Here is a 23,755-nt window from a genome sequence, read left to right as displayed (position 1 = left end):
GAGGGGGGATGGCGGAACGCCGCGGCCACGTCATCGAAGCGCGCTACAACAAGCTGGCGGAGCTGCGGCGGCGGGGCGTAGCCCCGTTTGCATACCGCTACGCCGTCACCCATAGCGCGGAGGCGGCGCGAGCCGAATTCGAGGGGAGTGAGGCGCGAACGCCGCCGGGTGAAGTGAGCACCCCCGGGCCGACCGTCCGGTTGGGCGGCCGGCTCCTTTCTTTTCGGCTGCATGGCAGGACCACCTTTGCCGACCTGTCGGACCGGAGTGGCCGGATCCAGCTTTATTTCCGGGTCAACGAGCTGGGCGAGGAGCGGTACGGGCTGCTCGAACTGCTGGACATCGGAGACTGGATCGGCATAGAGGGACAGGTGTTCCGCACCCGAAGGGGCGAGGTGACGGTGCGCGTGCAGTCCTTCGAGTTGCTGGCCAAGTCGCTTCGCCCGCTGCCACTGGGGAAGCAAGACATCGATTCCGCGACCGGGGAGCGCCGCGTGTTCAGCGGCCTTGCGGACCTCGAGCAACGCTATCGGCAGCGCTATGCGGACCTGGCCGTCAACCCGGATGTGCGACAGGTCTTCATCACCCGCACGCGCGTCGTCAGCGCGCTGCGGCGATTCCTGGATGATCGGGGGTTCATCGAGGTGGAAACCCCGGTGCTCCAGCCGCTCTACGGCGGCGCATTCGCCCGACCTTTCGTCACCCACCATCGGGCGCTCGATCTGCCGCTCTACCTGCGGATAGCCGACGAGCTGTACCTCAAGCGACTGATTGTTGGCGGGCTCGAGCGAGTCTACGAGATCGGCAAGGATTTCCGGAACGAGGGGATGGACCGGACGCACAACCCCGAGTTCACCATGCTCGAGTTTTACCAGGCGTTTGCCGACTACCAGGAGATGATGGAGCTGGTAGAAGAGTTGCTGGGGTTTGTGGCCGCGGAGGTAACGGGCGGGCGCCCGGAGGCGGTGATCTATCAGGGGATCACTCTGGACTTCCGCCGACCGTTCCGCCGTCTGAGGTTCCTGGAAGCGTTGCGCGAGTATGGCCGGCTGGACGTGGCTGCTGTAAGCGATGCCGAGCTGCGGCAGGCGGCGCAGTCACTGGGCGTCGAGGGAACGGAGACCATGAACCCCGCCAAGCTGGCGGACGAGCTGTTCAGGGAGCTGGTGGAACCACACCTCGAGCAGCCGGTATTCATCGTCGACTACCCCAGGGAGCTCTCGCCACTGGCCAAGCCGAAACGTGACGATCCGCGGCTGGTCGAGAGATTCGAGCTGATCATCGCGGGCCGCGAGGTGGCCAACGCCTTCAGCGAGCTGAACGATCCGCTGGACCAGCGCGAGCGCTTCGAGGTGCAGCTCCGATTTCGGGAGCAAGGGGACGAGGCGGCCCAGATGTATGACGAGGACTACGTGCGCGCCCTGGAGTACGGGATGCCGCCCGCCGGCGGCGTCGGGATCGGAGTGGACCGGCTCGTGATGCTGCTCACGGATCAGTCATCGATCCGGGACGTGATTCTGTTCCCGACCATGAGGCCGGAGTGATGCGGGCGTTTGGCCGCTGCCGTGGGGGGCGCCCGCGCCTGACGTCCCTTGGTGCGCGGGGCCGGGCCGGAGAGGGGGCCGATGCGTAGGCTCGAGTGGTACCTCGCGCGACGGTATCTGGCCTCCCGCCGCAAGGGAAAGTTCCTCTCGCTGATCACCTTGATCGCGGTCGGCGGGATCGCCCTCGGCGTCACGGCCCTGATCACGGTGATTGCCGTCATGACCGGGCTGCAGCGCGATCTGCAGGAGAAGATCCTGGGCGTGAACCCTCACGTCTACGTATTCGAGCAGGGCCAGGGCTTCCGCATGGCGCGCTGGCGGGACGTGCTGGACAAGGTGGCAAGCGTACCGGGCGTAGTGGCGGCAGAGCCCTTCATCATGACCCAGGTCGGCATTACGCCGAACGCCGAATACGCCCAGTTTGGCACGCTGTACGGTATCGAGCCGAGCTCGCGCGGCCGGTCGCTCACGGCGATCCACGAGAGGCTGCGCAAAGGAGAGCTGGCGTTCGAGCCCACGGCCAGCGGGCACCCCGGTATCCTGCTGGGGCGGCGGCTGGCCGACAAGCTCGGGGTGCTGCCTGGCGATGTGGTCACCATCGGATCGTTCGAGAAGATCCGGCGCGGCCCGCTCGGTGACATCATGCCTGCCATGATGCAGTTCGAGGTGAGCGGGACGTTCAGCACCGGAATGTACGAGTACGACACCCAGAACATGTACGCGCAACTGGGCGCGGTGCAGCAGTTCCTGGACATCCCGGACCGGGTAGGCGGGATCGCCGTAAACGTCGTGGAGCCGTGGTCGGCGCACGCCATCGCGGGCCGCCTCGATTCGGCGCTGGGCTTTCCCTACTGGACCAGCGACTGGATGACGCTGAACCGCTCGCTGTTCTCGGCGCTGAAGCTCGAGAAACTGGCCATGGCGGTGATCCTCTCCTTGATCGTGCTGGTCGCGGCGTTCAATATCATCAGCACGCTCATCATGGTGGTCACGGACAAGACGCGGGAGATCGGCATTCTGAAGTCCATGGGGATGACGGACGGGAGCCTGCTCCGCGTGTTCATGCTCCAGGGGCTGGCGATCGGGCTGATCGGCACCGTGCTCGGCGCGGGCGGAGGGCTCGCCCTGGTCTGGCTGCTGGATCGCTACCGCTTCATCACCCTGCCCGGCGACGTCTACTTCATCGATACGCTGCCCGTGGCGCTGAACCCGCTGGACCTGTTGTTGATTCTCCTGGTGAGTGTGCTGATCGCGTTCGCCGCCACGATCTATCCGGCGCGCCAGGCTTCGCGGCTCATGCCCGTGGAAGCGATCCGCCATGAATGAGCTGGCCGGCGCGATCCCGAGCGAGCAGGCGGCCGCGGCGCCGGCCGAGCCGGTGCTCGAGGGGCAGGCGCTGCGCAAGACTTACATCGAAGAGGATGGCAGCGAACTCACCGTGCTGGATGGGGTAGAGATCCGCGTCGCGCCAGCAGAGGCGGTGGCGGTCGTGGGAGCGAGTGGCGCGGGCAAGTCCACGTTGCTGCACCTGCTGGGTGGGCTGGATCGTCCCACGTCGGGCAGGGTGACGTTGGGGGGCCGCGATCTGGCCTCGCTGGCCGAGCCCGAGCTGGCCGCGGCGCGCAACGCGCGGATCGGCTTCGTCTTCCAATTTCACCACCTGTTGCGCGAGTTCAGTGCTCTCGAGAACGTCATGATGCCCTTGCTCATTGCCGGCGCGCCGGCCGCGGTCGCGCAGCACCGGGCGCGGGGGTTGCTCGAGGAGGTGGGCCTGGGCGAGCGGCTGGGCCACAAGCCCTGGCAACTGAGCGGCGGCGAGCAGCAGCGGGTGGCGGTGGCGCGCGCGCTGGCGAACCGCCCGCTACTCCTGCTCGCGGACGAGCCCAGCGGGAACCTGGACACGCACACGAGTGAGCAGCTGCATGACCTCTTCTTCCGACTCAGAGCGGAGCATCGCGTGGCCATGGTGGTGGCCACGCACAACCGGGAGCTGGCCGACCGGGCGGACCGGATCCTGCTGTTGAAGGAGGGACGGCTCCGCAGCATCTACCCGCCGGATTAGCTGGAATCATGTTGTGCGATCATTGCGGCAAGCACGAAGCGGTGCTGCACCTCACGCAAATCGTGAACAACCAGATGAGCACGTTCCATCTGTGCGAGAAGTGTGCGGCAGAAAAGGGGTTGGAGCCGGGCGTGAGCGTGGCCAATTTCCCGCTCACCGACTTCCTGGCCCAGATGGGGAAGGGCGGGCCGGCGGAATCCGCGGCGGCGCCGGGCCCCTGCTCTTACTGCGGCCTGCGGCTCGAGGACTTCAAGAAGACTGGCCGCTTCGGCTGCTCGCACTGCTATGTTACGTTCGAGCCGCATCTGCGCAGTCTCTTGCGGCGCCTGCACGGTGGCACGCAACATGTCGGGAAAGTCTACTTGCCGCCCGACCCGACGAAAGCAGAGCGGCAGCATCGGCTGGCGGGGCTGAAGCGGAAGCTGGAGAAGGCCGTGGAGAGCGAGGATTTCGAGCGGGCGGCGCAGCTCCGGGATCAGATCCGGGAGGCAGAGGCCAGGCTGTGATGGTGGATTTTACGGCTGCAGGCGACTTTGGTCTGGCGTGGCTCGAGGCGAGCGGCCCGCATGCGGACATCGTCTGGTCGACGCGTGTGCGCCTGGCGCGGAACCTCCAGGCGCAGGCGTTCGGCAACCGGCTGCGCGACGCGGAGCGGATCGAGATCTTCCGCAGCGTACGCGAAGCGGCGGAGCGGTCCAGCAGCTTGCGGGACGGCGTAGCCCTGGAGATCTCGAAGCTGGCCAACCTCTCGCGGCAGCTCCTGCTCGAGCGGCACTTGATTTCCCGGGACCTGGCCGGAGCGAACGCCGAGGAGCCGCGGCAAGGGACCGGGCTCTTCCTCGGTCGCCGAGAGGTGATCGGGGTGATGATCAACGAGGAGGACCATCTGCGCCTGCAGAGCATCCTCTCCGGCCTGCAGTTGCGCGAGGCGTACGAGATGGTGGACCGCCTCGATGAGGAGCTGGGGCGCCAGCTGCCGCTGGCGTACCACCACGAGTTCGGCTATCTGACCAGTTGCCCGACCAATGTAGGAACGGGATTGCGTGCATCGATCCTCATCCATCTGCCGGGGCTTGTGCTGACCAAGGAGATCGGGCGGGTGCTGCAGGGGATCAGCCAGGTTGGGCTCACGTTTCGCGGCCTGTACGGCGAGGGGTCGGAGGTGGTAGGCAACTTCTTCCAGCTCTCGAACCAGACCACGCTGGGTAAGAGCGAGGAGGACCTGATCGACCACCTGCAGAAGATCGCCAGCCAGGTCATCCAGTACGAGCTGCAGGCGCGCCATGTCCTCCGGCGAGACGCCCCCAGGGTGATCGAGGACAAGATCTGGCGAGCGTACGGCCTCTTGCGCTATGCGCGCGCCCTTTCCTTCGAGGAGGTGATGAACCTGCTGAGCGGGGTTCGACTGGGCGCCAGCATGAAACTACTCCCCGGGCTCAGTGTATACACGCTCAACAAAATCATGGTCTACACCCAGGCTGCCCACCTCGAGCAGGCGGCGGGCCGCCCGCTGTCGGAAGCAGAAAGCGATCTGCATCGTGCAGCGTATGTGCGCCGCGTCCTGGCCACTGAGGGCCTGGTCTCGGCGGACACGGAGGCGACCGGGGAGGCAGGCGAGGGATGAACGGCGGTTCCGTTGACAGGTGTCTCCGGCGACGAGGCGCACCATGAATTACAACTTTACGGACCGGGTCCGCAAGGTGCTGGCAATGGCCCGGGAAGAGGCGATTCGGCTGCAGCACGACTACGTTGGCACGGAGCACATCCTGCTCGGGCTGATCCGGGAGGGGGAGGGTGTAGCGGCGGCGGTGCTGAGCAACCTGAACGTGGACCTAGAGCAGATCCACGAGCGCATCGAAGAATCCGTGCGGAAGGGGAAGGCGACGATCGCGCTGGGCGAGCTGCCGTACACGTCCCGGGCGAAGAAAGTGCTCGAGTACGCCATGGCGGAGGCCCGGGAGCTGAACCACTCGTACGTGGGCACGGAGCATCTGCTGCTCGGCCTGCTCCGCGAAGAGAAAGGGATCGCCGCCCAGGTGCTTAACTCGCTGGGCGTCTCCCTCGAGGATGCGCGCGCCGAAACGTTGAAGCTGCTGGGTAGCGAGATCAACCCCTCGCAGTCCTCGGGCTCGGGCAGCGGCGGCGGCTCGATGCCGAAGAGTGAGAAGAAATCGAAGACACCTGCCCTGGACCACTTCTGCCGTGACCTGACGGATCTCGCGCGCGAGGGGAAGCTGGACCCGACCATCGGCCGGGAAAAGGAAATCGAGCGGGTGATGGAGGTGCTTTCCCGCCGGAAGAAGAACAACCCGGTGCTGATCGGCGAGCCGGGGGTGGGGAAGACGGCGATCGTGGAAGGACTGGCCCAGCTCATTGCCCGGGGCGAGGTCGCGGACAGCCTGAAGGATCACCGCGTGCTGGCGCTGGACATGGCCGCGGTCATTGCCGGGACAAAGTATCGCGGCCAGTTCGAGGAGCGGCTCAAGGCGATCATGAACGAGATCGCCCAGAACCGTAACATCATCCTCTTCATTGACGAACTGCATACACTGGTGGGTGCGGGGGCAGCGGAAGGCGCGATTGACGCCTCGAACATGCTGAAGCCTGCGCTGGCGCGGGGCGAGCTACAGTGCGTGGGCGCCTCGACGCTGAACGAGTACCGCAAGTACATCGAGAAGGACGGCGCGCTCGAGCGGCGGTTCCAGACGGTGATTGTGGATCCGCCGACGGTCGGGGAGACGATCGAGATCCTGCGGGGTCTGCGGAAGCACTACGAGGAGCACCACAAGGTCGTGATCCCCGATGACTCGCTCATGTCATCGGCGCGGCTGTCCGAGCGCTACATCACCGATCGCTTCCTGCCGGATAAGGCGATTGACGTGATCGACGAGGCCGGCGCGCGGGCGCGGCTGGCGACGCAGGTGCCCCCGCCGGAGGTGGCGGACCTGAAGGAAAAGATGGAGGCGCTGGCGGCGACGAAGGACGCGGCCATCCGGGACCAGGACTTCGAGCGGGCGGCGGAGCTGCGGGACCGGGAGCGGGAGCTGCAGGGGCAGATCCGCAAGAAGCAAGAGGAGTGGGAGCAGGAACGGCGCACGCACCGGCCGGTCATCTCGGAAGAGGACATCGCCTTCATCGTGAGCCGCTGGACGGGGATCCCGGTCACCCGCCTGCGCGAGGCGGAGACGGAACGGCTGGTTCACATGGAGGACGAGCTGCATGGGCGGGTGGTGGGGCAGGACGAGGCGATCCGCGCCATCAGTCGGGCGATCCGCCGTAGCCGCGCAGGGCTGAAGGATCCGAGGCGGCCGATTGGCAGCTTCATCTTCAGCGGGCCGACGGGCGTGGGGAAGACCGAGCTGGCTCGGGCGCTGGCCGAGTTCCTGTTTGCCGACCGGGACGCGCTGATCCGCGTGGACATGAGCGAGTACATGGAAAAGTTCTCCGTCTCGCGACTGATCGGCGCCCCGCCCGGGTACGTGGGCTACGAGGATTCGGGCACCCTGACGAAGGCCGTGCGGCGCCGACCGTATTGCGTGGTGCTGCTGGACGAGATCGAGAAGGCGCACCCGGACGTGTTCAATATCCTGCTCCAGGTGCTGGACGAAGGGCGCCTGACGGACAACTACGGCCGGGTCATCGACTTCAAGAACACGGTCATCATCATGACCTCGAACCTGGGCGCCCGCGACATCAGCAAGGGGAAGGCGCTGGGCTTCCACGAGCGGGATGCCGGGAGCACGTACGAGACCATGCGGGATAAGGTGCGGGACGAGATCGAACGCGCCTTCAACCCCGAGTTCCTGAACCGTGTGGACGACATCATCGTGTTCCACCCGTTGAGCCGGGAGGAGATTGGCGCCATTGTCCACATCATGCTGAAGGACATTTACGCGCGGCTCGCCGAGGAGGAGTTCAAGCTCCGGGTCACGGAGGCGGCCGTGCAACTCCTGGTGGACAAGGGGTTCGACGAGAAGTTCGGCGCCCGCCCGCTGCGGCGGGCGATCCAGCGGCACATGGAGGATCCGCTGTCGGAGAAGATCCTTTCCAGCGGATTCTCGCCGGGAGACGAGATCGAGGTCGACGTGTCGCCCGAGGGCGGCTCACTGGAGTTCAGGGTCCTATCATCGACGAAGACATGAGGGGAGTAGTCCAGACGGGGCTCGCCATTCTGGTCACCCTGCTCCTGGCGGCCCTGGCGTGGCCAGGCGCCGCCATTCTGTTCGCGCAGGAGCAAGCGGCGGCGGCTGGCCCGGTGGTCATCGACAGCGTAAAGGTGCAGGGCAACCAGCGCCGGCCCGAGGCGGTGGTACAGGCGGAGTCGGGGCTGCGTGCGGGGGACACGATCACCTTCCGCGAGATCCAGCGCGCGATCCGCCGGCTCTGGGTATCGGGGCATTATCGCGACGTGCAGGTATACGCGCGGCAGGCCGGCGGGGGCCCGTCCGCCCCCGTCGTGCTGGTGGTGCAGGTGGCGGAACAGCCCTATATAGGCGACGTCGAGTTCCGCGGGCTCGAGCACGTGAATGGCCGCACGGTTCGAGACACCGTGGGGCTGAATCCCGGCGTGCCGCTGCGGCCGTCGAAGGTGGCCGAAGCGGAGCACATGATGCGCAAGCTGTTGGCGGACAAGGGGTACCGTGTGCGGGCGATCGAGCATCGCCTGGAGCCGATCCGCGACCGGCCGGGCGAGCAGCGGCTCGTCTTCCAGGTGACGGAAGGCCACCGTATCGCGCTCGCCGCCGTGGAGTTCGAGGGCAACCAGGTGTTTGATGACGAGCAGCTGCGCAAGGCTCTCGACACCAAGCCAGAGGGCTTCTTCTGGTTCCGGGACGGCACGTACGAAGAGGCCAAGCTGCAGGCCGACCTGCGCGACAAGCTGCCCGAGTTCTACGCGCAGCGGGGCTACATCGATTTCGCGGTGGGGGGTGACACGCTGGTCGTGGACCCGGAGAGGGGGAAGGCCAGGCTGGTGGTGAAGGTGAACGAGGGGGAGCGCTACCAGTTGGCGGCGTTCGATGTGCGCGGGAACCGCCGGTTCCCGGCCGACGAGCTGAAGCGCTACTTCGACCGCGAGCGGGGCGGCTTGCTGCGGGGGCTGGGCTTTGGCAGCGACGGCGGCAAAGAGGGAGGCGGCGTGTTCGATCAGGTTGCCTTCCAGAGGGCTACGGACCGGGTATCCCAGCTTTACCGCAACCAGGGATACCTGTATGCGCGTGTGCAGCCGGTGATCGAGCGCACCGAGACGGCCGGGGGCGAGCCGGCCGTGCAGGTTGCCTGGGAGATCCGGGAGGGCGAGCCCGCCTACGTGAACCGGGTGAGCGTCACGGGCAACACCTTCACGCACGAGAACGTGATCCGCGACCGGATCCTGCTGCTCCCGGGGGATGTGTACAACGAGGATCTGCTGATCCAGAGCTACAAGAACGTGATGGCCCTGGGCTTCTTCGAGACCCCGCTGCCGCTGCCGGACATCCAGCCGAATGACAAGGGGGATGTCGACATCACCTTTGACGTCAAGGAGCGGCAGACGGGCGCGATCAACTTCGGCACGGCGCTGGGCGGCGGTACGGGGGTTGCCGGCTTCCTGGGCTACGATCAGCCCAACCTGTTCGGGCAAGCCAAGGCGGGGCACCTGCGCTGGGAGTTTGGCAGGTTCTCCAACAATCTCGAGGCGAGCTACAGCGATCCGGCCATGCTGGGCTCGCGCGTCAGTGGTTCGGCGTCCCTCTTCAGTGCGCGGGACAGGTTCTTCCGCTTCTCGGAGGGGCAGCGGCGGCGCACGGGGGGATCATTGCGCTTTGGTCTCCCGCTGCCGACCGACCGGTGGAGCCGCGTCTTCCTGGGCTACTCGCTTTCCCGGACCACGTACCAGCAGGCCTCGGGGCTCGAGACGGCATCCCTCTTCGCCTTGCCGCCCGGGGTGCAGAGCACGATCTCGCTCAGCCTGGTGCGTAACACGCTGGACCACCCGCTGTTCCCGGTTTCGGGGACGCGGCACGAGCTGGAGGGGAGCTTCAGCGGCGGGCTGCTCGGGGGGGACGGCGATTTCCAGAAATACACGGCCGGTGCGAGCTGGTACGTTCCGGCAGGTCAGGTGGGAGGCGGCCAACCGGGGAGCCGACCCATCCGGTTCACGCTGGGGGTTAGCGCGGAGGCCGGCGCGCTCTTCGGCAACGCCGAGCGCTTCCCCTTTGAGCGCTTCTGGATGGGCGGCGTCCAGTTCGGCCGTCCGCTGCGCGGCTATGAGGAAACCACGGTCACGCCGCGCGGCCACATTCCCCGCGGTGTACCGGGCGTTCTGCTCGAGGACCGCTTCGGCGACGCGTACCTGCGCTTGAGTGCGGAATACGCCGTGCGCTTCAACGACAACCTGTCTTTGTCCCTGTTTTACGACGCAGGCAATGTGTGGCGCAGCCCGCGGGAGATCAACCCGACCCGACTGCTCAGGGGCGCCGGTCTGGGCGTGACCCTGGTCACGCCGTTCGGCCCGTTGGGCCTAGATTACGCGTACGGGTTCGACAAGGTGGTACCGGGCTGGCAGCTCCATTTCAAGCTTGGCCCTACGTTCTAACCGCGAGAAAGAGAGAATCCTCAGGATGCGAACTTTGGTGAAGAGTCTGGTGACGGCTGCCGGCCTGATGGGTGTGACCACGCCCGGGTGGGCGCAGGTTCCGAAGCTCGCCTACATCGACTCCCAGAAGATCATGGCCGAGGCGCCCGGCGCCAAGGAGGCGAGACAGGCGTTCGAGAAGGACATGGCCCGCTACAAGGGGGAGCTGGATCAGCTCGAGACCGATCTCAAGAAGATGGTAGGCGAATACGACCAGCAGCAGGTCATGCTTTCCCCGGAGGTCAAGCGCACGCGCGAGGAAGCGATCCGCACCAAGCAGCGGGAATTCCAGCAGCGGGCGGGTCAGCTCGAGGATCAGGCGACGAAGCGGCAGGCGGAGCTGGTGCAGCCCATCATGACCAAGATTAGCGCCGTGATCAACGAGATCCGCAAGGAAGAGGCGTACTCGCTCATCCTGGATGCGGCGGCGGGTGGCCTGATTGCAGCGGATCCTGCACTGGACATCACGGAGAAGGTACTAACACGGCTGAAGGCCACGGCCAACAAGCAGCCCTAGCGCGCCACCCCTCGCAGCCGGCGGATCGAGCGGGGCCGCACCTGTGAGAGCATCGGAGATCGCCGTCCTGGTCGGGGGCAGCCTCGAAGGCGAGGGGGACCCCGAACTCACAGGCGTGGCACCGCTGGACCGCGCCGGGCCGCAGCAGTTGTCGTTCCTTGCGCACCCCCGCTACCTCCCCCATGTTCCGCGCGCCCGAGCCGGGGCGCTCCTCGTCTCACCGACCTTGGCCGCGCGGGCAGCGCCGAAGGGGCCCCGCATCGTCGTCAGCGACGTACATCGCGCGCTCGCAGCGTTGCTCCCCCGGCTCTATCCCGAGCCTACAGCAGAGCCGGGAGTCCATCCCACCGCAGTGCTCGCCGCGGGTGTGGCCATGGGCGCGGCTGCGACCATCGGGCCTTACGCCGTTATCGGCACCGGCGCACGGATGGGGGACCGCGTTCGCATTGGCGCCCATACCGTCGTGGGAGCCCAGTGTACTCTCGCCGACGACGTGGTGCTCTATCCCCACGTGACGCTGTACCCCCGTGTGCGCATTGGGCCGCGCTCCATTCTGCACAGCGGCGTGCGCGTAGGCGTGGACGGCTTCGGCTACGTGCAAATCGATGGCGCCCATCATAAGATCCCGCAGGTGGGCGAGTGCGTGATCGGCGCCGATGTCGAGATCGGAGCGAACACCACCATTGACCGAGGCTCGATCGGAGCGACCGAAATCGGCGACGGCGTCAAGATCGACAACCTCGTCCACATCGGCCACAACGTGCGCGTTGGCGAGCACAGCGTGATTGTGGCGCAGGTCGGGATCGCGGGGAGCACCACCGTGGGCCGGCGTGTAACGCTGGCCGGTCAGGCCGGGCTGCCCGGCCATGTCGAGGTGGGCGATGGCGCGACCATTGCCGCGCGAGCGGGTGTGTTCGGGGATGTGCCGGCAGGGGCGGTCTATAGTGGCTACCCGGCCCGCCCTCACAAGCAGGCGCTGCGGGCCCAGGCGGCGCTCTTTCGCCTGCCTGAGCTGGTGAAGCGCATCCAGGCTTTGGAATTGAAGTTACTACGCCGCACCTCATCCGACACATGAGCTCCTCGCCGCGCCAGCAGACCATCGGAGCCGCGGTCCAGTTAGAGGGGGCCGGCTTGCACACCGGGGAGCGGGCCGTGCTCCGCTTCCGTGCGGCAGAGCCGGGTACGGGGCGTCGCTTCCGCCGAGTTGATGTGGAGGGGGCGCCCGAGGTTCCGGCGGACCTCGAGCACGTGGCCTCCACGGAGCGGAGTACGACGTTGGCGGCGGATTCCGTGCGCGTCCACACGGTAGAGCATGTGCTGGCCGCGGTGGCGGCGCTGGAGATCGACAACTTGTGGATCGAGCTGGACGGGCCGGAGGTTCCCATCATGGACGGGAGCTTCCGGCCTTTCGTCGATCTGCTGGGCGGAGCGGGGGTTGTGGCCCAGGACAGGGCAGCGGAAGTGCTGGAGCTGCGCGACCCGGTGCAGGTCGCAGAGGCCGGTGCTTCCTATCTGGCGGGCTCCGCCGGCGGGCTGCGAGTGTCCGCCAGCATCGAATTTGATCATCCGCTGGTGCAGCGGCAGTTCGGCTCCTTCGACGTGCAGCCGCGGGATTTTGCGGAGGCGGTGGCGCCGGCCCGCACCTTCGGCTTTCTGCGAGAGGCGGAGCAGTTGCGGGCACGCGGCCTGGCCTTGGGCGCGAGTCTGGAGAACGCCATCGTGCTGGACGACTCCGGGCTGGCGGCAGGGGAGCTGCGTTTCCCGGACGAGTTCGTGCGCCACAAGATCGGCGACGTGATTGGCGATCTGGCGCTGTTGGGGCGGCGGCTGCGGGCGCATGTGGTGGCGGACCGCCCGAGCCACGCCGGGAATCTCGCACTGGCGCGCGAGCTGTTGCGGGTGGGGAGCAGCCAGGGTATGCGCCCCATCGTGGACATCCAGAAGATCATGCAGTATCTCCCGCATCGCTACCCGATGCTCCTGGTAGACCGGGTGGTCGAATTCGAGCCCGGCAAGCGGATCGTGGGTATCAAGAACGTCACGATCAACGAGCCGTTCTTCCAGGGTCACTACCCGGGTCACCCCATCATGCCGGGCGTCCTGATCATCGAGGCCATGGCGCAAGTGGGCGGCTTGCTGCTCATGGATGCGGTAGAAAACCCGGAAGGGAAGGTTGTCTACTTCATGTCGCTGGACAACGTGAAGTGGCGGCGCCCGGTAACGCCGGGAGACCAGATCCGTTTCGAGCTGGAGATGCTCCAGTTCCGGCGGCACGTCTGCCGCATGCGCGGAGTTGGCACCGTGGACGGTCAGGTCGTGGCGGAGGCCGAAATGATGGCGCGGATCGTGGAGCGCTGAGGAGGCAGCAGGAATGCTAGACGCTAACGTGCTGCCTTCCGCCGAGGTGCACCCGACCGCGATCGTCGACCGCGGCGCGGAGCTGGGCGCCGACGTGGTTGTGGGGCCGTACTCGATTGTCGGGCCCAATGTCCTGATAGGCGCGGGCACGCGGCTGGGCGCGCACGTGCTCATCGAGCGGGATACGCGCATTGGCGAGGGTTGCGCCATCCACTATGGAGCGGTGCTGGGCACGGATCCCCAGGACCTGAAATACGCCGGCGAAGCGACGCTGCTGACGGTAGGGGACCGGACCGTGGTGCGGGAATATGCGACGCTGAATCGCGGCACGGCAGCTCGCGGCGTGACCGAGGTCGGGTGCAACTGCCTGATTATGGCCTACGCCCATGTGGCCCACGACTGTGTGATCGGCGACCACGTCATCCTGTCCAACGCCGTCAACATGGGCGGACACGTCCGGATCGAGGAGTTCGCCATCGTGGGTGGCCTGACGGCGGTCCACCAGTTCGTGCGCATCGGCTGCCATGCGTTTGTGGGCGGCGCCTCGCGCGTGCCCAAGGACGTGCCGCCGTACGTGAAGGCGGCCGGCAACCCGATCCGGTTGTACGGCTTGAACAGCGTGGGGCTGCAGCGCCGCGGCCTTGCGGAGGAAGTGCGCCGCGAGCTGAAGCGGGCGTACCGCCTCTTTTTCCACGAGGCTCTCAACGTGACGCAAGCGCTGGAACGCGCCCGCCTCGAGCTGGAACTCTTCCCGGAAGTCGACCGCTTTCTCGCCTTTGTCGAAGAGAGCGATCGCGGGATCTCTCTCTGAGCGCAATGCCGGAGCGGCTGCGGCTCGGTGTGGCCGGGGTCGGGAGTGTGGGCTTTCATCACGCCCGATTGCTGAGCAACCTGCCCTTGGCGAAGCTGGCGGGCGTCCACGACGCGGAGCCCGGCCGTTTGGCGGAGGTGGGGCGCAGCATTGGGGTGCCGGCTTTCGAACGTCTCGAGGCACTGCTGGAGGCCGTGGACGCGCTGGTCGTTGCGGTTCCGACGCCGGCACACGAGGCCGTGGCTTGCGCTGCGCTGCGCCAGGGAGTGCACGTGTTGATCGAGAAGCCGATTGCCCTGACGCTGGAGGCGGCCGACCGGATCCTGGAAGCCGCGGCCGCCACCGGGAGTGTGGTGCAGATCGGGCACGTGGAGCGCTTCAACCGTGCGTTGCGGGCGTGCGAGCCGTACCTGGACGAACCGCTATTCGTCGAGAGCCACCGGCTGGCGCCATTCGGGCGACGGGGCACGGATGTGCCCGTTGTGCTGGACCTCATGATTCATGACCTGGACCTGGTGCTCAGTGTGATGCGGCGCGGTGTGACGGCGATCGCCGCGGCCGGCGTGCCGGTGCTGACGCCGAGTCCGGATATCGCGAACGCGCGGCTGGAATTCGAGGGGGGCGCCGTGGCCAACCTCACGGCCAGCCGGGTCTCGCTCGAGAGGATGCGGAAGATTCGCTTCTTCCAGCGATCGGGCTACATCAGTCTTGACCTGGCGGCGGGACGCGGCGTGTTCCTGCGCCTGCGTCCGGGCGTGGTGCTGGATCCGGGTACGCCGCTCGGCGCCAGCTCCCTGCACGACGTGGTGGAACGCATCTCCTTCGATGGCGATGGAGTCGAGCCGCTCCGCTGTGAGCTGGAGAGCTTCGTCGCGGCAGTTGCGGGGCGGACTCCCGTGAGCGTTTCGGGCGCAGAGGGGCGGCGCGCACTGGCGGTTGCACTGGAGATCGTGCAGAGAATCGAGGGACATGTCGCTCATGCAGGGCCGGCGTGAAAGAGCCCGGGGTCCGGGAAGGCCGCCTCCGCTGTGGAAGCTGGTCGCGGCCCTCGGCCTGGTGCTGCTGCTGATCTGGTACTTGAGCCGGATCGTGTGAGGGAGCGGTGCGTACAGTCTTCCTGTCGGCGGGCGAGCTGTCCGGTGACCTTCATGGTGCCGCCGTCGCCCGCGAGCTGAGGCGGCAGTGGCCAGACGTCCAGCTCTTTGGGCTGGGCGGCCCGCGCATGGCCGAAGCCGGGGTCGAGCTGCTGGCCGACCTGGACCGCCTCGGCGTCATGGGCTTTGCCGAGGTCATCCAGCACCTGCCGTACTTTGCGCGTTTACTGCAGCGGCTGCGGCGGGAGCTGGAGGCGCGGGGTGCGGAGCTCCTCCTGCTGATTGACTATCCCGGTTTTAACCTGCGGCTGGCTCGCCTGGCGCGCGACCGCGCCATTCCGGTCTTGTATTACATTGCGCCTCAGGTCTGGGCGTGGCATGAAGGCCGGGTGAAGCAGCTCGCGGAACGTGCCGATCGGATGGCGCTCGTGCTGCCCTTCGAGGAGCCGCTGTTCCAGGCGGCCGGCGCACGGGCAGAGTTCGTCGGCCACCCGCTCCTGGATCTGCCGCCGGTGGAGTCGTCGCGCGAAGAGTTTTGCCGGCGGGTGGGGCTCGATCCTGGGCGTCCGATCCTGGCCCTTTTTCCGGGCTCGCGCGCCCAGGAGCTCAACCGCCACCTGCATCTCTTTCTCGAGACGGCGCGCCGGATCGGGCTGCGGCGCGCCGAGGTTCAGCCAGTCATTGCCCAGTCACCGGTGCTTTCGCCGGCCGCGTACCTAGGGGCGGGGTACCCCCGAGTCTTGAACGCACGGGAGCTGCTGGCACACTCTGACGCTGCGCTCGTGAAGTCGGGGACGACGACCCTGGAGGCGGCACTGGCCGGCGTGCCCATGGTGATTGCTTATCGAGCCCACCCCGCCACGCTGTGGCTGGCCCGGCGGCTGGTGAAGGTGCCGCACATCGGGCTGGTGAATCTCGTGGCCGGGGAGCGGCTGGTGCCCGAGCTGGTGCAGGAGCAGGCGACGCCCGCCGCGCTCAGCGACGCCGTAATCTCGCTGCTGCGAGCCGAGTCCTCGACTCGCCGCAGCGTCATAGAGGGGCTGGGCAGGGTGCGCGCTGCGCTGGCCTACCCCCACGCCGACAACGCGGGTACGGCAGCCAGACGCGTGACCCGAATGGCCGCCGAGCTACTGGCGGGCGCGGCGTGAGACGCGGACTGCGCCACTGGCTGGTCGGGTCCGCGGGGCGTGGGGTGCTCGATGCCTGGCTTGCCACGCTGCACTTCGAGGTGCGCGGTGCGGAGAACTACCAGTGCCTGTGGGACGGGGGCCGGCCGGTAATTTTCGCACTCTGGCACGGCCGGCTCCTGCCGCTCACCTACCTCCACCGCCGGCAAGGAATTACCACCCTGGTCAGCCGCTCGCGGGACGGGGAGTACATCACCCGCATCATGGAGCGCTGGGGCTATGCCGTTGTGCGGGGCTCGAGCACGCGTGGCGGACGCGGGGGGTTGCGGGAGCTGCTGCGCCATGCCAGGGCCGGCCGAACGCTTGCCTTCACACCGGATGGGCCACGGGGGCCGCGCCAGAAGGTGAAGCTGGGAGCGGTCGTGGCGGCGCAGCTCAGCGGGTTGCCGCTCGTGCCCATGGCAGCTGGAGCCGACCGCGCCTGGTGGGTCCGGAGCTGGGACCGCTTCCTTCTCCCCCGGCCCTTTGCCAGGGTGTGCGTGGCCTACGGCGCCCCCCGGGAGATCCCGCGGGGCGCGGATGCGCGAGAGCTGCGCCGCCAGGCCCGGCTGCTGGAGGACGAGCTGAACCGGCTGCTCGAGGAAGTGGATGGCCGAGGTCAGCGCGGCTGAGGGACCGGCAGCGGGAACCCTTGCTTCCCAGCGGTTCGCGGGCTTACGCCGGCTGTGGTGGGATGATTCGGACGCCGGGGCCTGGGGGTGGTGTCTCGCACCCGCGGAGCTGATCTACCGCGTAGCCCTGGCGCTGCGCACCCGCCTCCATGCCTCCGGCTGGCCCGAAGCGGCGCGGGCCGCAGTGCCTGTCGTGAGCGTCGGCAACCTGGTGGTAGGCGGGACAGGGAAGACGCCAGTGGCACGGTGGGTGGTAGAGCAGCTCCTCAGTCGAGGAGCTCGCCCGGCCGTGCTCCACGGCGGATACGGCGGCGACGAGCCGGAGCTGCATCGGGCCTGGTACCCGGAGGTACCCGTGCTGGTGGGGCGCGATCGGGTCGCGGCAGCGGAGAAAGCAGCAGCCGGCGGCGCCACCGTGCTGGTGCTGGATGATGGGTTCCAACACCTTCGGCTGGCGCGCGACCTCGATCTGGTGCTGGTCACCGCCGAGGGGTGGTGCCGCTCGCCGCACCTGCTGCCTCGCGGCCCCTGGCGGGAACCGGTTTCCGCCCTGGCACGCGCGCAGGTTGTTGCCGTGACCCGGAAGGTCGCGCCGCCTGAAGCATCGCAGCAGGTGGCGCGGGAGGTTCGTGAGCTTGCGCCCGCAGCGGACGTGGTGCGGCTCGAGCTCAGGGCCGCGGGATGGAGGCGCGCGCTCGAGGGCAGCGGGGGGCAGGAAACTCCGCGAGGAGAGGTCGTGGGGGTGGCAGGCGTCGCGCGGCCGGACCTTTTCCTGGCTCAGGCACGGCAGTCCGGAGCGCAAGTGGCGGAGATGTTCGCTCTCCCGGACCACTACCACTACGACGCCCGCGCTGCCGGCCGCATTCGTCGGGCGTCCGGGGGGCGCCCGGTGGTAACCACGGCGAAGGATGCCATCAAGCTCCGCGAGCTGCTCCCCGACGTGCAGCTTTGGGTGCTCGAACAGAGCGTGGCGGTGGAGTCGGGGGAGTCCCAGCTGGCCAGCCGGCTGGATGCCCTGGTGACACCGTTGGAGGCCAGGTGGCAGCCATGAGGGTGGGGCAGCGGTCCCGCACGCGCGGCCCTCGAAGGCAAAGCGATGGCGCCATTGCGGCTCGCGGCCGGCGACCGGCGCAGCGGGCGTGGACCGAGTGATCACTGGAGGAGACGGAACGCCGATGGAGTCGGCCCCGAGGACAGCCGGGTCGGAAGATGCCGGCCTTATCAATGAGGAGAACCCGTTCGAAGCGATGATGGAGCGCTTCGATCGTGCCGCAGAGCTACTCGAACTGGACCCCGGTCTCTACAAGATCCTTCGCCATCCGGAGAAGCAGGTGATCACCTCGATCCCGGTGTTGATGGACAACGGGGAGGTGGAGGTTTTCAAAGGATACCGCGTGCTCTACAACACATCGCGGGGACCGGCCAAAGGCGGGATCCGCTTCGATCTGGGCGTTACTCTGGACGAGGTGACGGCACTGGCGGCGTGGATGACGTGGAAGTGCGCGGTGGTGAACATTCCCTTCGGCGGGGCCAAGGGTGGCGTGATCTGCGACCCGTATCGGCTGTCCCCGGGCGAGCTGGAGCGGCTGACCCGGCGCTACACGGCCTCCATCCTGGAGGTGCTGGGCCCGGAATCGGACGTGCCCGCGCCGGATGTGAACACGAACGAGCAGGTGATGGCCTGGGTCATGGACACCTACTCGATGCACCGGCGCCATACCGTCACCTCGGTCGTCACAGGAAAGCCCATCGAGCTAGGCGGTTCGCTCGGGCGGAGGGAGGCGACGGGGCGGGGGGTGAGGATCGTGGTGAAGGAAGCGCTGCGCGAGCTGGGGCTGCCGCTCCACGGAACCAAGGTGGCGGTTCAAGGCTTCGGGAACGTCGGCTCGGTTGCCGCCCGCCTGCTGGAAGAGGACGGCTTGACCGTGGTCGGGATCAGCGACCGGACGGGGGCCATCTACAATGCGCATGGCATTCTTGTGAATGATGCCATCAAGTGGATCGAGGAAAACCGGTTCCTGGAGGGCTTCACAGGGGGCGAGCCGATTTCCAATGAGGAACTGCTGGAGCTGGATGTGGACGTCCTGGTCCCGGCTGCGCTGGAGAACGTGATCACGCGGCGCAACGCGCCGAGCATCCGGGCTCGCGTCATTGCCGAAGGTGCGAATGGCCCGACCACGGCACCTGCGGATGCCATTCTGGATGAAAAGGGCGTGTTTGTGATACCGGACATCCTGGCCAACGCGGGTGGCGTCACGGTCAGCTACTTCGAGTGGGTGCAGAATCGGGAAGGCTACTTCTGGAGCGAGGACGTGGTGATCAAGAGGCTCCGCGAGGTCATGATCCGGTCGTTCCACAACCTGCTGGGCTTTTCCAGGGAGCACGGGGTGAACTTGCGGACGGCGGCGTACATGCTGGCAATCGACCGGGTAGCGGCTGTTCATCGGATGCGGGGCATTTACGCGTAGGCGGGCAGGTGTGAAGCTCTGGGTGCTGGCTGTCGGCCGTCCGGGCCGGCCGCTCGTGGAGGCGATTGCCGGGTACGAGGAGCGGGCCCGCCGCTACTGGGACTTCGAGGGAGTCACGGTTCGGGAAGAAAAGGCGGCCCGGGGCCGGCCGGCCAGGGAAATCCGGGCGGCCGAGGCGGAGCGGCTGATGCAACGGATCCCGGCCGGAGCGCAGGTCATGGCGCTGACACGCGACGGGGAGGCCTGGAGTTCGATGCGGCTCGCCGCCTACCTGCAGGATCTGGGATCGGGCGGGAGAAGCGGCGTCGCCTTCCTGATCGGCGGCGCGTTCGGACTGGGGGAGAGTGTGTTACGCCGCGCCGACCGGAGACTCAGCCTTTCGGCTTTCACCCTGCCGCATGACCTGGCGCGACTGGTCCTTGCCGAGCAGCTCTACCGCGCGGGCACGATCGTGAGAGGCGAGCCCTACCACAAAGCCAGCAATGCTTGAGATCCTGGCAGGACGCCTGCAAGGCGGGGGTCGCCTGCTCGAGGACTACTACGAGGCGTCCGCCGCCCTGGCGGCTTTCTTTTCCGGTTCGCCGTGGGATCCAGAGGCCTACCGGCGCAAGACGGCGGAAGTGACCCGACGCTTCGATACCGCGCGCCTGCGAGCCATGGCGGAGGTCGTACGCCCCACATCGGAGGCGGCGCGGCAGCAGCTCGATCGAGTCGTGGAAGGGGGCGGTGTGTTCGTCACGACGGGCCACCAACCCGGGCTGCTGCTGGGACCATTGTACACGGTGTACAAGGCGCTTTCGGCCGTGCGGCTGGCGCAGGCGCTCGAGCCGGTGCTGGGTCGCCCGGTCGCGCCGCTTTTCTGGGTGGCCTCGGACGATCACGATTGGGAAGAGGCGAACCAGGTCCACCTGCTCGATTTGTCCAACGAATTGCGGCGCCTCGAGATCCCTGGCGCCTCCGGCGGACGGCGGCCGTCCATGCGGCTGCGCCGCCTGGGGCCCGGAATCGAGCAGGTGCTGGAGGAGCTGCGCCGGCTGCTTCCCGAGACCGAGTTCACACCGGCGCTGCTCGAGCAGGTCGAATCGGCGTACCGGCCGGGGCGAACGGTGGCGGAGGCGTTCATGGAGCTCTTCACCTCGGTGCTCGGCCCGCTGGACCTTCTGCTCGTGGATGGCGGTGATCCTGTGCTCAAGCGGCAGGGTGCGGCGGTGCTGGCCAGGGAGCTCGAGGGTGCGGCGGAGCACGAAGTCCGATTGACGGAGCAGACTGCTCGGCTGGAACAGTGGGGGTACTCCGGCCAGGTTACGATCCTGCCCAGTGCGGCCAATCTCTTCTACGAGGACGAGCAGGCGCGCGAGCGGCTGCTGCGCGAGGATGGGGCGTGGGTGCTGCGCCGCCGCGGGCAGCGTTGGAGCGACCGGGAGCTCCGCGCGCTACTCGAGGCACAGCCCGATCGCTTCTCACCGAACGTGGTGCTGCGGCCCATCCTCGAGAGTTATGTGTTCCCGACCGTCGCCTACGTCGGTGGTCCGGCGGAGGTCAACTATTTTGCCCAGCTCGGCTGCCTCTTCCAGGCGCACGGCCTGGAGATGCCACTGGTGCTTCCCCGCTGCAGCGTGTGGCTCATCGAGCCCAAGGTGCGGAAGGTGTTGGAGAAATTCCGGCTCGAGGTGCACGACTTCCGGGGGCCGGCCCACGAGCTGGCCGCACGGCTGCTGCGGGAGGAGCTGCCGGAAGGGATCACCTGGGCTGTGGCACTGCTGCGCCAGGCGCTGCTGGAGGGGTACGAGCGGCTGGTCGAGGAATCCGGGTCCATTGACCCGACGCTGGCCGGACCGCTGCAGGCGGCGCGCAATGCCAGCCTGGTGCAACTGCAGGAGTCAGAGAAGAGGATCGCGCAGCATTTCAAGAAGCATAGCGCTACCGGGCTGGGACAACTGGAAAAGGCGCGCAGCAACCTCTTCCCTTCCGGTCAGCCGCAGGAGCGGGTACTGAACGTGCTCCACTATCTGGTGCGCTACGGGCCGGACTTGCTGCCGGCGGCTGCTCAGGCATTACCGATCGAGCTGGGCACGGCTGCACCGGTTTGGAGCGGCGTGCAGTGCCCGCCGGTGGTGGAAGCGGGAAGCGCCAGGGGTGGCCGCTGAGCCCTATTGCTGCCGCCCCGATTGAGAGCTGGGCGGCGCCAGCGGCCCGCCCGGCCCGCCCGGAAACGCTTGCCGTGCCCCGCGTTGCGGAGGTATTTTAGGGGTATGTGGTGGTTTCTCGTCGTAGTACTCGCACTGCTCATTCCGCTGATCGCGGTGGTCCTCGACTCGCAGCTCGGGCGCGCACTCGCCGCCCGGCTGGAGCGTCGGGATGCGCCGACCGAGCTTGCGCTGGTACGGCGGCTGGCCACACTCGAATCCGAAGTCGAACGGCTGGGCCAGGATCTCCAGCGTCTGGAAGACGAGAGCGAGTTCCTGCACCGTCTGCTGGAAGCGAAGCCCGCGGCCGGGGGCGCTCTGCCATCCGGTGAACGTCCCTCCTGAACCCGCCCCAGTCCGGGACTCTGCCCGCTCCGCCCATTGGGTAGCAGCGGGCATTCTTTTTAGCCGCCTTGCTGGGTTAGTGCGGGAGCGAGTCTTTGCGCACTATTTTGGCACGGCCGCGCCCGCCGACGCCTGGCGCGCGGCGCTGCGTATGCCCAATGTCCTGCAGAACCTGCTGGGCGAGGGTACGCTGAGCGCGTCCTTCATCCCGGTTTACGCAGAGCTGCTGGAGCAGGGCAGGGAAGAGGAAGCGGGCCGCGTAGCCGGTGCGGTTTTCGCCCTGCTTCTGGCCGTGGCCGGTGCGCTCACGCTGATCGGCCTGCTCCTCGCCCCGGCCTTGGTCAGCGTCTTCCTGCCGGGCTTTACCGGGCTGCGCCGCGAGCTCACCATCGGTGCGGCGCGCATCCTATTTCCCATGACCGGGGTGCTCGTGCTGTCGGCATGGGCGCTCGCAATCCTGAACAGCCACCGTCGTTTCTTCATCCCCTACGTCGCCCCCGTGCTGTGGAACGCCGCCATGATCGCCACGCTGCTCGGGTTGGGCGGGCGCCTGGCGCAGGCGCAACTGGTCATGGCCCTGGCGTGGGGCGCGCTACTGGGCGGTATGCTCCAGTTCCTGATCCAGCTTCCCTGGGTGCTGGCGCTCGAGCGCCGGCTGGCTGTGGCCTGGGACATTCGGCTGGCGGGGGTGCGGGAGGCGGTACGAAACGCCGGGCCGGCACTTCTCGGCCGGGGCGTCGTGCAGCTCAGCGCGTGGGTGGACCTGATCCTCGCCTCGCTGCTGGCGCAGGGCGCGGTGGCCGCGCTGGGCTACGCCCAGACCCTCTACATCCTGCCGGTTAGCCTGTTCGGCATGTCTGTAGCCGCCGCGGAGCTGCCGGAGCTGGCCCGCGAGCGGGGCGGGCCGGCCGGCGCACTCCGCGAGCGGGCCAGCGCCGGGCTCCGGCGCATCTCCTTCTACATCGTGCCCACCGTGGTCGGCTATCTGCTCCTGGGCGATGTGATCGTCGCCGCGCTTTACCAGACCGGCGATTTCGGGGCAGGTGACACCCTCCTGGTCTATTTCGCGCTGGCCGGCTACACGGTCGGGCTCCTCGCTTCGACGGCCAGCAGGCTCTATAGCTCGGCGTTCTTTGCGCTGCACGACACCAGGACGCCGGCCAAGGTGGCGTTTCTCCGTGTCCTCCTCGCCGGCCTGGGCGGATACCTGCTCATGTTCCGGCTGGACGAAGTCGTGGTAGACGGGCGCGCCCTCGGGGCTGTGGGGCTGAGTGTGGCGACGGGAGCTGCGGCCTGGGTCGAGTGGGTGCTCCTGAGACGCTCGCTCGGCCGCCGGGTCGGGGCCATCCGGGTCGGCGCCGGCCGGCTCGCCCGCATGAGCATCGCGGCTGGCGTAGCGGGAGGCTTGGCCCGCGGGGTCGTGCTCGTACTGCCGCCGCTCAGCCCCCTTCTCACGGGCGTGCTGGCGCTCACCGCGTTCGGCGCCGCCTACTTCGGCATCGCGGCTGCGCTCGGGATCGAGGAAACTCACGACGCGCTGCGCGTGCTGCGCCGACGGCTCCCGTCCTGAGCCGCCGCACGCCCTGGCGCGTGCGACCTCACGTGCGCCGCCACTTTGGGCGGCGAAAACGCCGAAGGCATCGAGGCCCCCCCCGGGCAGAATCCCTGCATCACCGCTTCCCGCCGGGGCGCCCTCGAGAAACTGCTGCCCGAGCGGCGGGGAGCGCGGCGGCCGCGCCAAGGCGTACGTTTCTCGCAGGAGACCCCAGTGACCCAGAGCGCTCTCGAGGCCGTCAAAGTCCTCCCCCCGGCGACGGCGGATGCCCGCCAAATCCTCACGCCCGAAGCCCTGGAATTTCTGGTCGAATTGCACCGCGAATTCGAGCGCGCCCGCCGCGCCCGACTGGCACGACGGGCCGAGAGGCAGCTCGAGTTGGACGCAGGAGCCCTCCCCGGCTT

The 23,755-nt window shown here is 67.7% G+C and carries 20 protein-coding genes; all 20 read left to right on the top strand.

Annotated elements, in window-relative coordinates; translation table 11 throughout:
* The first annotated feature begins 8 nt into the window (after positions 1–8).
* The gene (gene lysS, locus HY703_02435; protein MBI4544036.1) at positions 9–1,544 is read left to right on the top strand and encodes a lysine--tRNA ligase; all 1,536 of its coding nucleotides are present in this window, start codon (positions 9–11) and stop codon (positions 1,542–1,544) included.
* A gap of 81 nt (positions 1,545–1,625) precedes the next feature.
* Entirely contained in the window at positions 1,626–2,870 is a 1,245-nt protein-coding gene (locus tag HY703_02430; GenBank protein ID MBI4544035.1) for an ABC transporter permease, read from the top strand.
* Positions 2,863–3,606, top strand: a complete 744-nt coding sequence (locus HY703_02425; GenBank protein MBI4544034.1) for an ABC transporter ATP-binding protein — start codon at positions 2,863–2,865, stop codon at positions 3,604–3,606. The genes HY703_02430 and HY703_02425 overlap by 8 nt, the downstream gene beginning before the upstream one ends.
* An 8-nt stretch (positions 3,607–3,614) precedes the next feature.
* Complete coding sequence (locus HY703_02420) at positions 3,615–4,112, top strand: UvrB/UvrC motif-containing protein (GenBank protein MBI4544033.1); 498 nt, start codon at positions 3,615–3,617, stop codon at positions 4,110–4,112.
* A complete protein-coding gene (locus HY703_02415; protein MBI4544032.1) occupies positions 4,109–5,230 on the top strand; it encodes a protein arginine kinase in 1,122 nt (373 codons plus the stop codon). Before HY703_02420 ends, HY703_02415 begins: the two co-directional genes overlap by 4 nt.
* Before the next feature lie 43 nt (positions 5,231–5,273).
* The gene (locus HY703_02410; GenBank protein MBI4544031.1) at positions 5,274–7,748 is read left to right on the top strand and encodes an ATP-dependent Clp protease ATP-binding subunit; all 2,475 of its coding nucleotides are present in this window, start codon (positions 5,274–5,276) and stop codon (positions 7,746–7,748) included.
* Positions 7,745–10,180 (top strand): outer membrane protein assembly factor BamA, encoded by a 2,436-nt coding sequence (bamA, locus tag HY703_02405; GenBank protein MBI4544030.1) that lies wholly within the window; start codon positions 7,745–7,747, stop codon positions 10,178–10,180. Before HY703_02410 ends, bamA begins: the two co-directional genes overlap by 4 nt.
* 37 nt (positions 10,181–10,217) lie before the next feature.
* Entirely contained in the window at positions 10,218–10,736 is a 519-nt protein-coding gene (locus HY703_02400; GenBank protein ID MBI4544029.1) for an OmpH family outer membrane protein, read from the top strand.
* A gap of 43 nt (positions 10,737–10,779) precedes the next feature.
* Positions 10,780–11,811: a UDP-3-O-(3-hydroxymyristoyl)glucosamine N-acyltransferase gene (gene lpxD, locus HY703_02395; GenBank protein ID MBI4544028.1), complete on the top strand. Its 1,032-nt coding sequence runs from the start codon at positions 10,780–10,782 to the stop codon at positions 11,809–11,811.
* Positions 11,808–13,094 carry a bifunctional UDP-3-O-[3-hydroxymyristoyl] N-acetylglucosamine deacetylase/3-hydroxyacyl-ACP dehydratase gene (locus HY703_02390; protein ID MBI4544027.1) on the top strand — a complete coding sequence of 429 codons (1,287 nt, stop codon included), beginning with the start codon at positions 11,808–11,810 and terminating at the stop codon, positions 13,092–13,094. Before lpxD ends, HY703_02390 begins: the two co-directional genes overlap by 4 nt.
* A gap of 13 nt (positions 13,095–13,107) precedes the next feature.
* The gene (lpxA, locus tag HY703_02385; GenBank protein ID MBI4544026.1) at positions 13,108–13,905 is read left to right on the top strand and encodes an acyl-ACP--UDP-N-acetylglucosamine O-acyltransferase; all 798 of its coding nucleotides are present in this window, start codon (positions 13,108–13,110) and stop codon (positions 13,903–13,905) included.
* A gap of 5 nt (positions 13,906–13,910) precedes the next feature.
* Positions 13,911–14,900 (top strand): Gfo/Idh/MocA family oxidoreductase, encoded by a 990-nt coding sequence (locus HY703_02380; GenBank protein MBI4544025.1) that lies wholly within the window; start codon positions 13,911–13,913, stop codon positions 14,898–14,900.
* A 107-nt stretch (positions 14,901–15,007) separates the two neighbouring features.
* On the top strand, positions 15,008–16,147 hold the full coding sequence (lpxB, locus tag HY703_02375; protein ID MBI4544024.1) for a lipid-A-disaccharide synthase: 1,140 nt from the start codon (positions 15,008–15,010) through the stop codon (positions 16,145–16,147).
* Positions 16,144–16,797, top strand: coding sequence for a lysophospholipid acyltransferase family protein (locus tag HY703_02370; GenBank protein MBI4544023.1), 654 nt, complete (start codon positions 16,144–16,146; stop codon positions 16,795–16,797). Before lpxB ends, HY703_02370 begins: the two co-directional genes overlap by 4 nt.
* Positions 16,775–17,848 carry a tetraacyldisaccharide 4'-kinase gene (gene lpxK / locus HY703_02365; protein ID MBI4544022.1) on the top strand — a complete coding sequence of 358 codons (1,074 nt, stop codon included), beginning with the start codon at positions 16,775–16,777 and terminating at the stop codon, positions 17,846–17,848. Before HY703_02370 ends, lpxK begins: the two co-directional genes overlap by 23 nt.
* Before the next feature lie 124 nt (positions 17,849–17,972).
* Complete coding sequence (locus HY703_02360) at positions 17,973–19,265, top strand: Glu/Leu/Phe/Val dehydrogenase (protein ID MBI4544021.1); 1,293 nt, start codon at positions 17,973–17,975, stop codon at positions 19,263–19,265.
* 10 nt (positions 19,266–19,275) lie between these two features.
* Positions 19,276–19,755 carry a 23S rRNA (pseudouridine(1915)-N(3))-methyltransferase RlmH gene (locus HY703_02355; protein ID MBI4544020.1) on the top strand — a complete coding sequence of 160 codons (480 nt, stop codon included), beginning with the start codon at positions 19,276–19,278 and terminating at the stop codon, positions 19,753–19,755.
* Positions 19,748–21,412 (top strand): bacillithiol biosynthesis cysteine-adding enzyme BshC, encoded by a 1,665-nt coding sequence (gene bshC / locus HY703_02350; GenBank protein MBI4544019.1) that lies wholly within the window; start codon positions 19,748–19,750, stop codon positions 21,410–21,412. The genes HY703_02355 and bshC overlap by 8 nt, the downstream gene beginning before the upstream one ends.
* A 211-nt stretch (positions 21,413–21,623) precedes the next feature.
* Positions 21,624–23,366 (top strand): murein biosynthesis integral membrane protein MurJ, encoded by a 1,743-nt coding sequence (gene murJ / locus HY703_02345; GenBank protein ID MBI4544018.1) that lies wholly within the window; start codon positions 21,624–21,626, stop codon positions 23,364–23,366.
* Between the two features lie 198 nt (positions 23,367–23,564).
* Positions 23,565–23,755: malate synthase A (locus HY703_02340; GenBank protein ID MBI4544017.1), on the top strand; the 191-nt coding region annotated here is incomplete at its 3' end.

The organism is Gemmatimonadota bacterium, from assembly GCA_016209965.1.
In the GTDB taxonomy this organism is placed as follows: domain Bacteria; phylum Gemmatimonadota; class Gemmatimonadetes; order Longimicrobiales; family RSA9; genus JACQVE01.
This window is presented reverse-complemented; position numbering and strand designations above follow the sequence as displayed.

What these genes read in the sequence shown, in the direction of transcription:
- lysS (MBI4544036.1), top strand. Translation starts at nt 9, where the DNA reads ATGGCGGAACGCCGCGGCCACGTCATCGAAGCGCGCTACAACAAGCTG.
- HY703_02430 (MBI4544035.1), top strand. Translation starts at nt 1,626, where the DNA reads ATGCGTAGGCTCGAGTGGTACCTCGCGCGACGGTATCTGGCCTCCCGC.
- HY703_02425 (MBI4544034.1), top strand. Translation starts at nt 2,863, where the DNA reads ATGAATGAGCTGGCCGGCGCGATCCCGAGCGAGCAGGCGGCCGCGGCG.
- HY703_02420 (MBI4544033.1), top strand. Translation starts at nt 3,615, where the DNA reads ATGTTGTGCGATCATTGCGGCAAGCACGAAGCGGTGCTGCACCTCACG.
- HY703_02410 (MBI4544031.1), top strand. Translation starts at nt 5,274, where the DNA reads ATGAATTACAACTTTACGGACCGGGTCCGCAAGGTGCTGGCAATGGCC.
- bamA (MBI4544030.1), top strand. Translation starts at nt 7,745, where the DNA reads ATGAGGGGAGTAGTCCAGACGGGGCTCGCCATTCTGGTCACCCTGCTC.
- HY703_02390 (MBI4544027.1), top strand. Translation starts at nt 11,808, where the DNA reads ATGAGCTCCTCGCCGCGCCAGCAGACCATCGGAGCCGCGGTCCAGTTA.
- lpxA (MBI4544026.1), top strand. Translation starts at nt 13,108, where the DNA reads ATGCTAGACGCTAACGTGCTGCCTTCCGCCGAGGTGCACCCGACCGCG.
- HY703_02380 (MBI4544025.1), top strand. Translation starts at nt 13,911, where the DNA reads ATGCCGGAGCGGCTGCGGCTCGGTGTGGCCGGGGTCGGGAGTGTGGGC.
- lpxK (MBI4544022.1), top strand. Translation starts at nt 16,775, where the DNA reads ATGGCCGAGGTCAGCGCGGCTGAGGGACCGGCAGCGGGAACCCTTGCT.
- HY703_02360 (MBI4544021.1), top strand. Translation starts at nt 17,973, where the DNA reads ATGGAGTCGGCCCCGAGGACAGCCGGGTCGGAAGATGCCGGCCTTATC.
- bshC (MBI4544019.1), top strand. Translation starts at nt 19,748, where the DNA reads ATGCTTGAGATCCTGGCAGGACGCCTGCAAGGCGGGGGTCGCCTGCTC.
- murJ (MBI4544018.1), top strand. Translation starts at nt 21,624, where the DNA reads ATGCGCCGACCGAGCTTGCGCTGGTACGGCGGCTGGCCACACTCGAAT.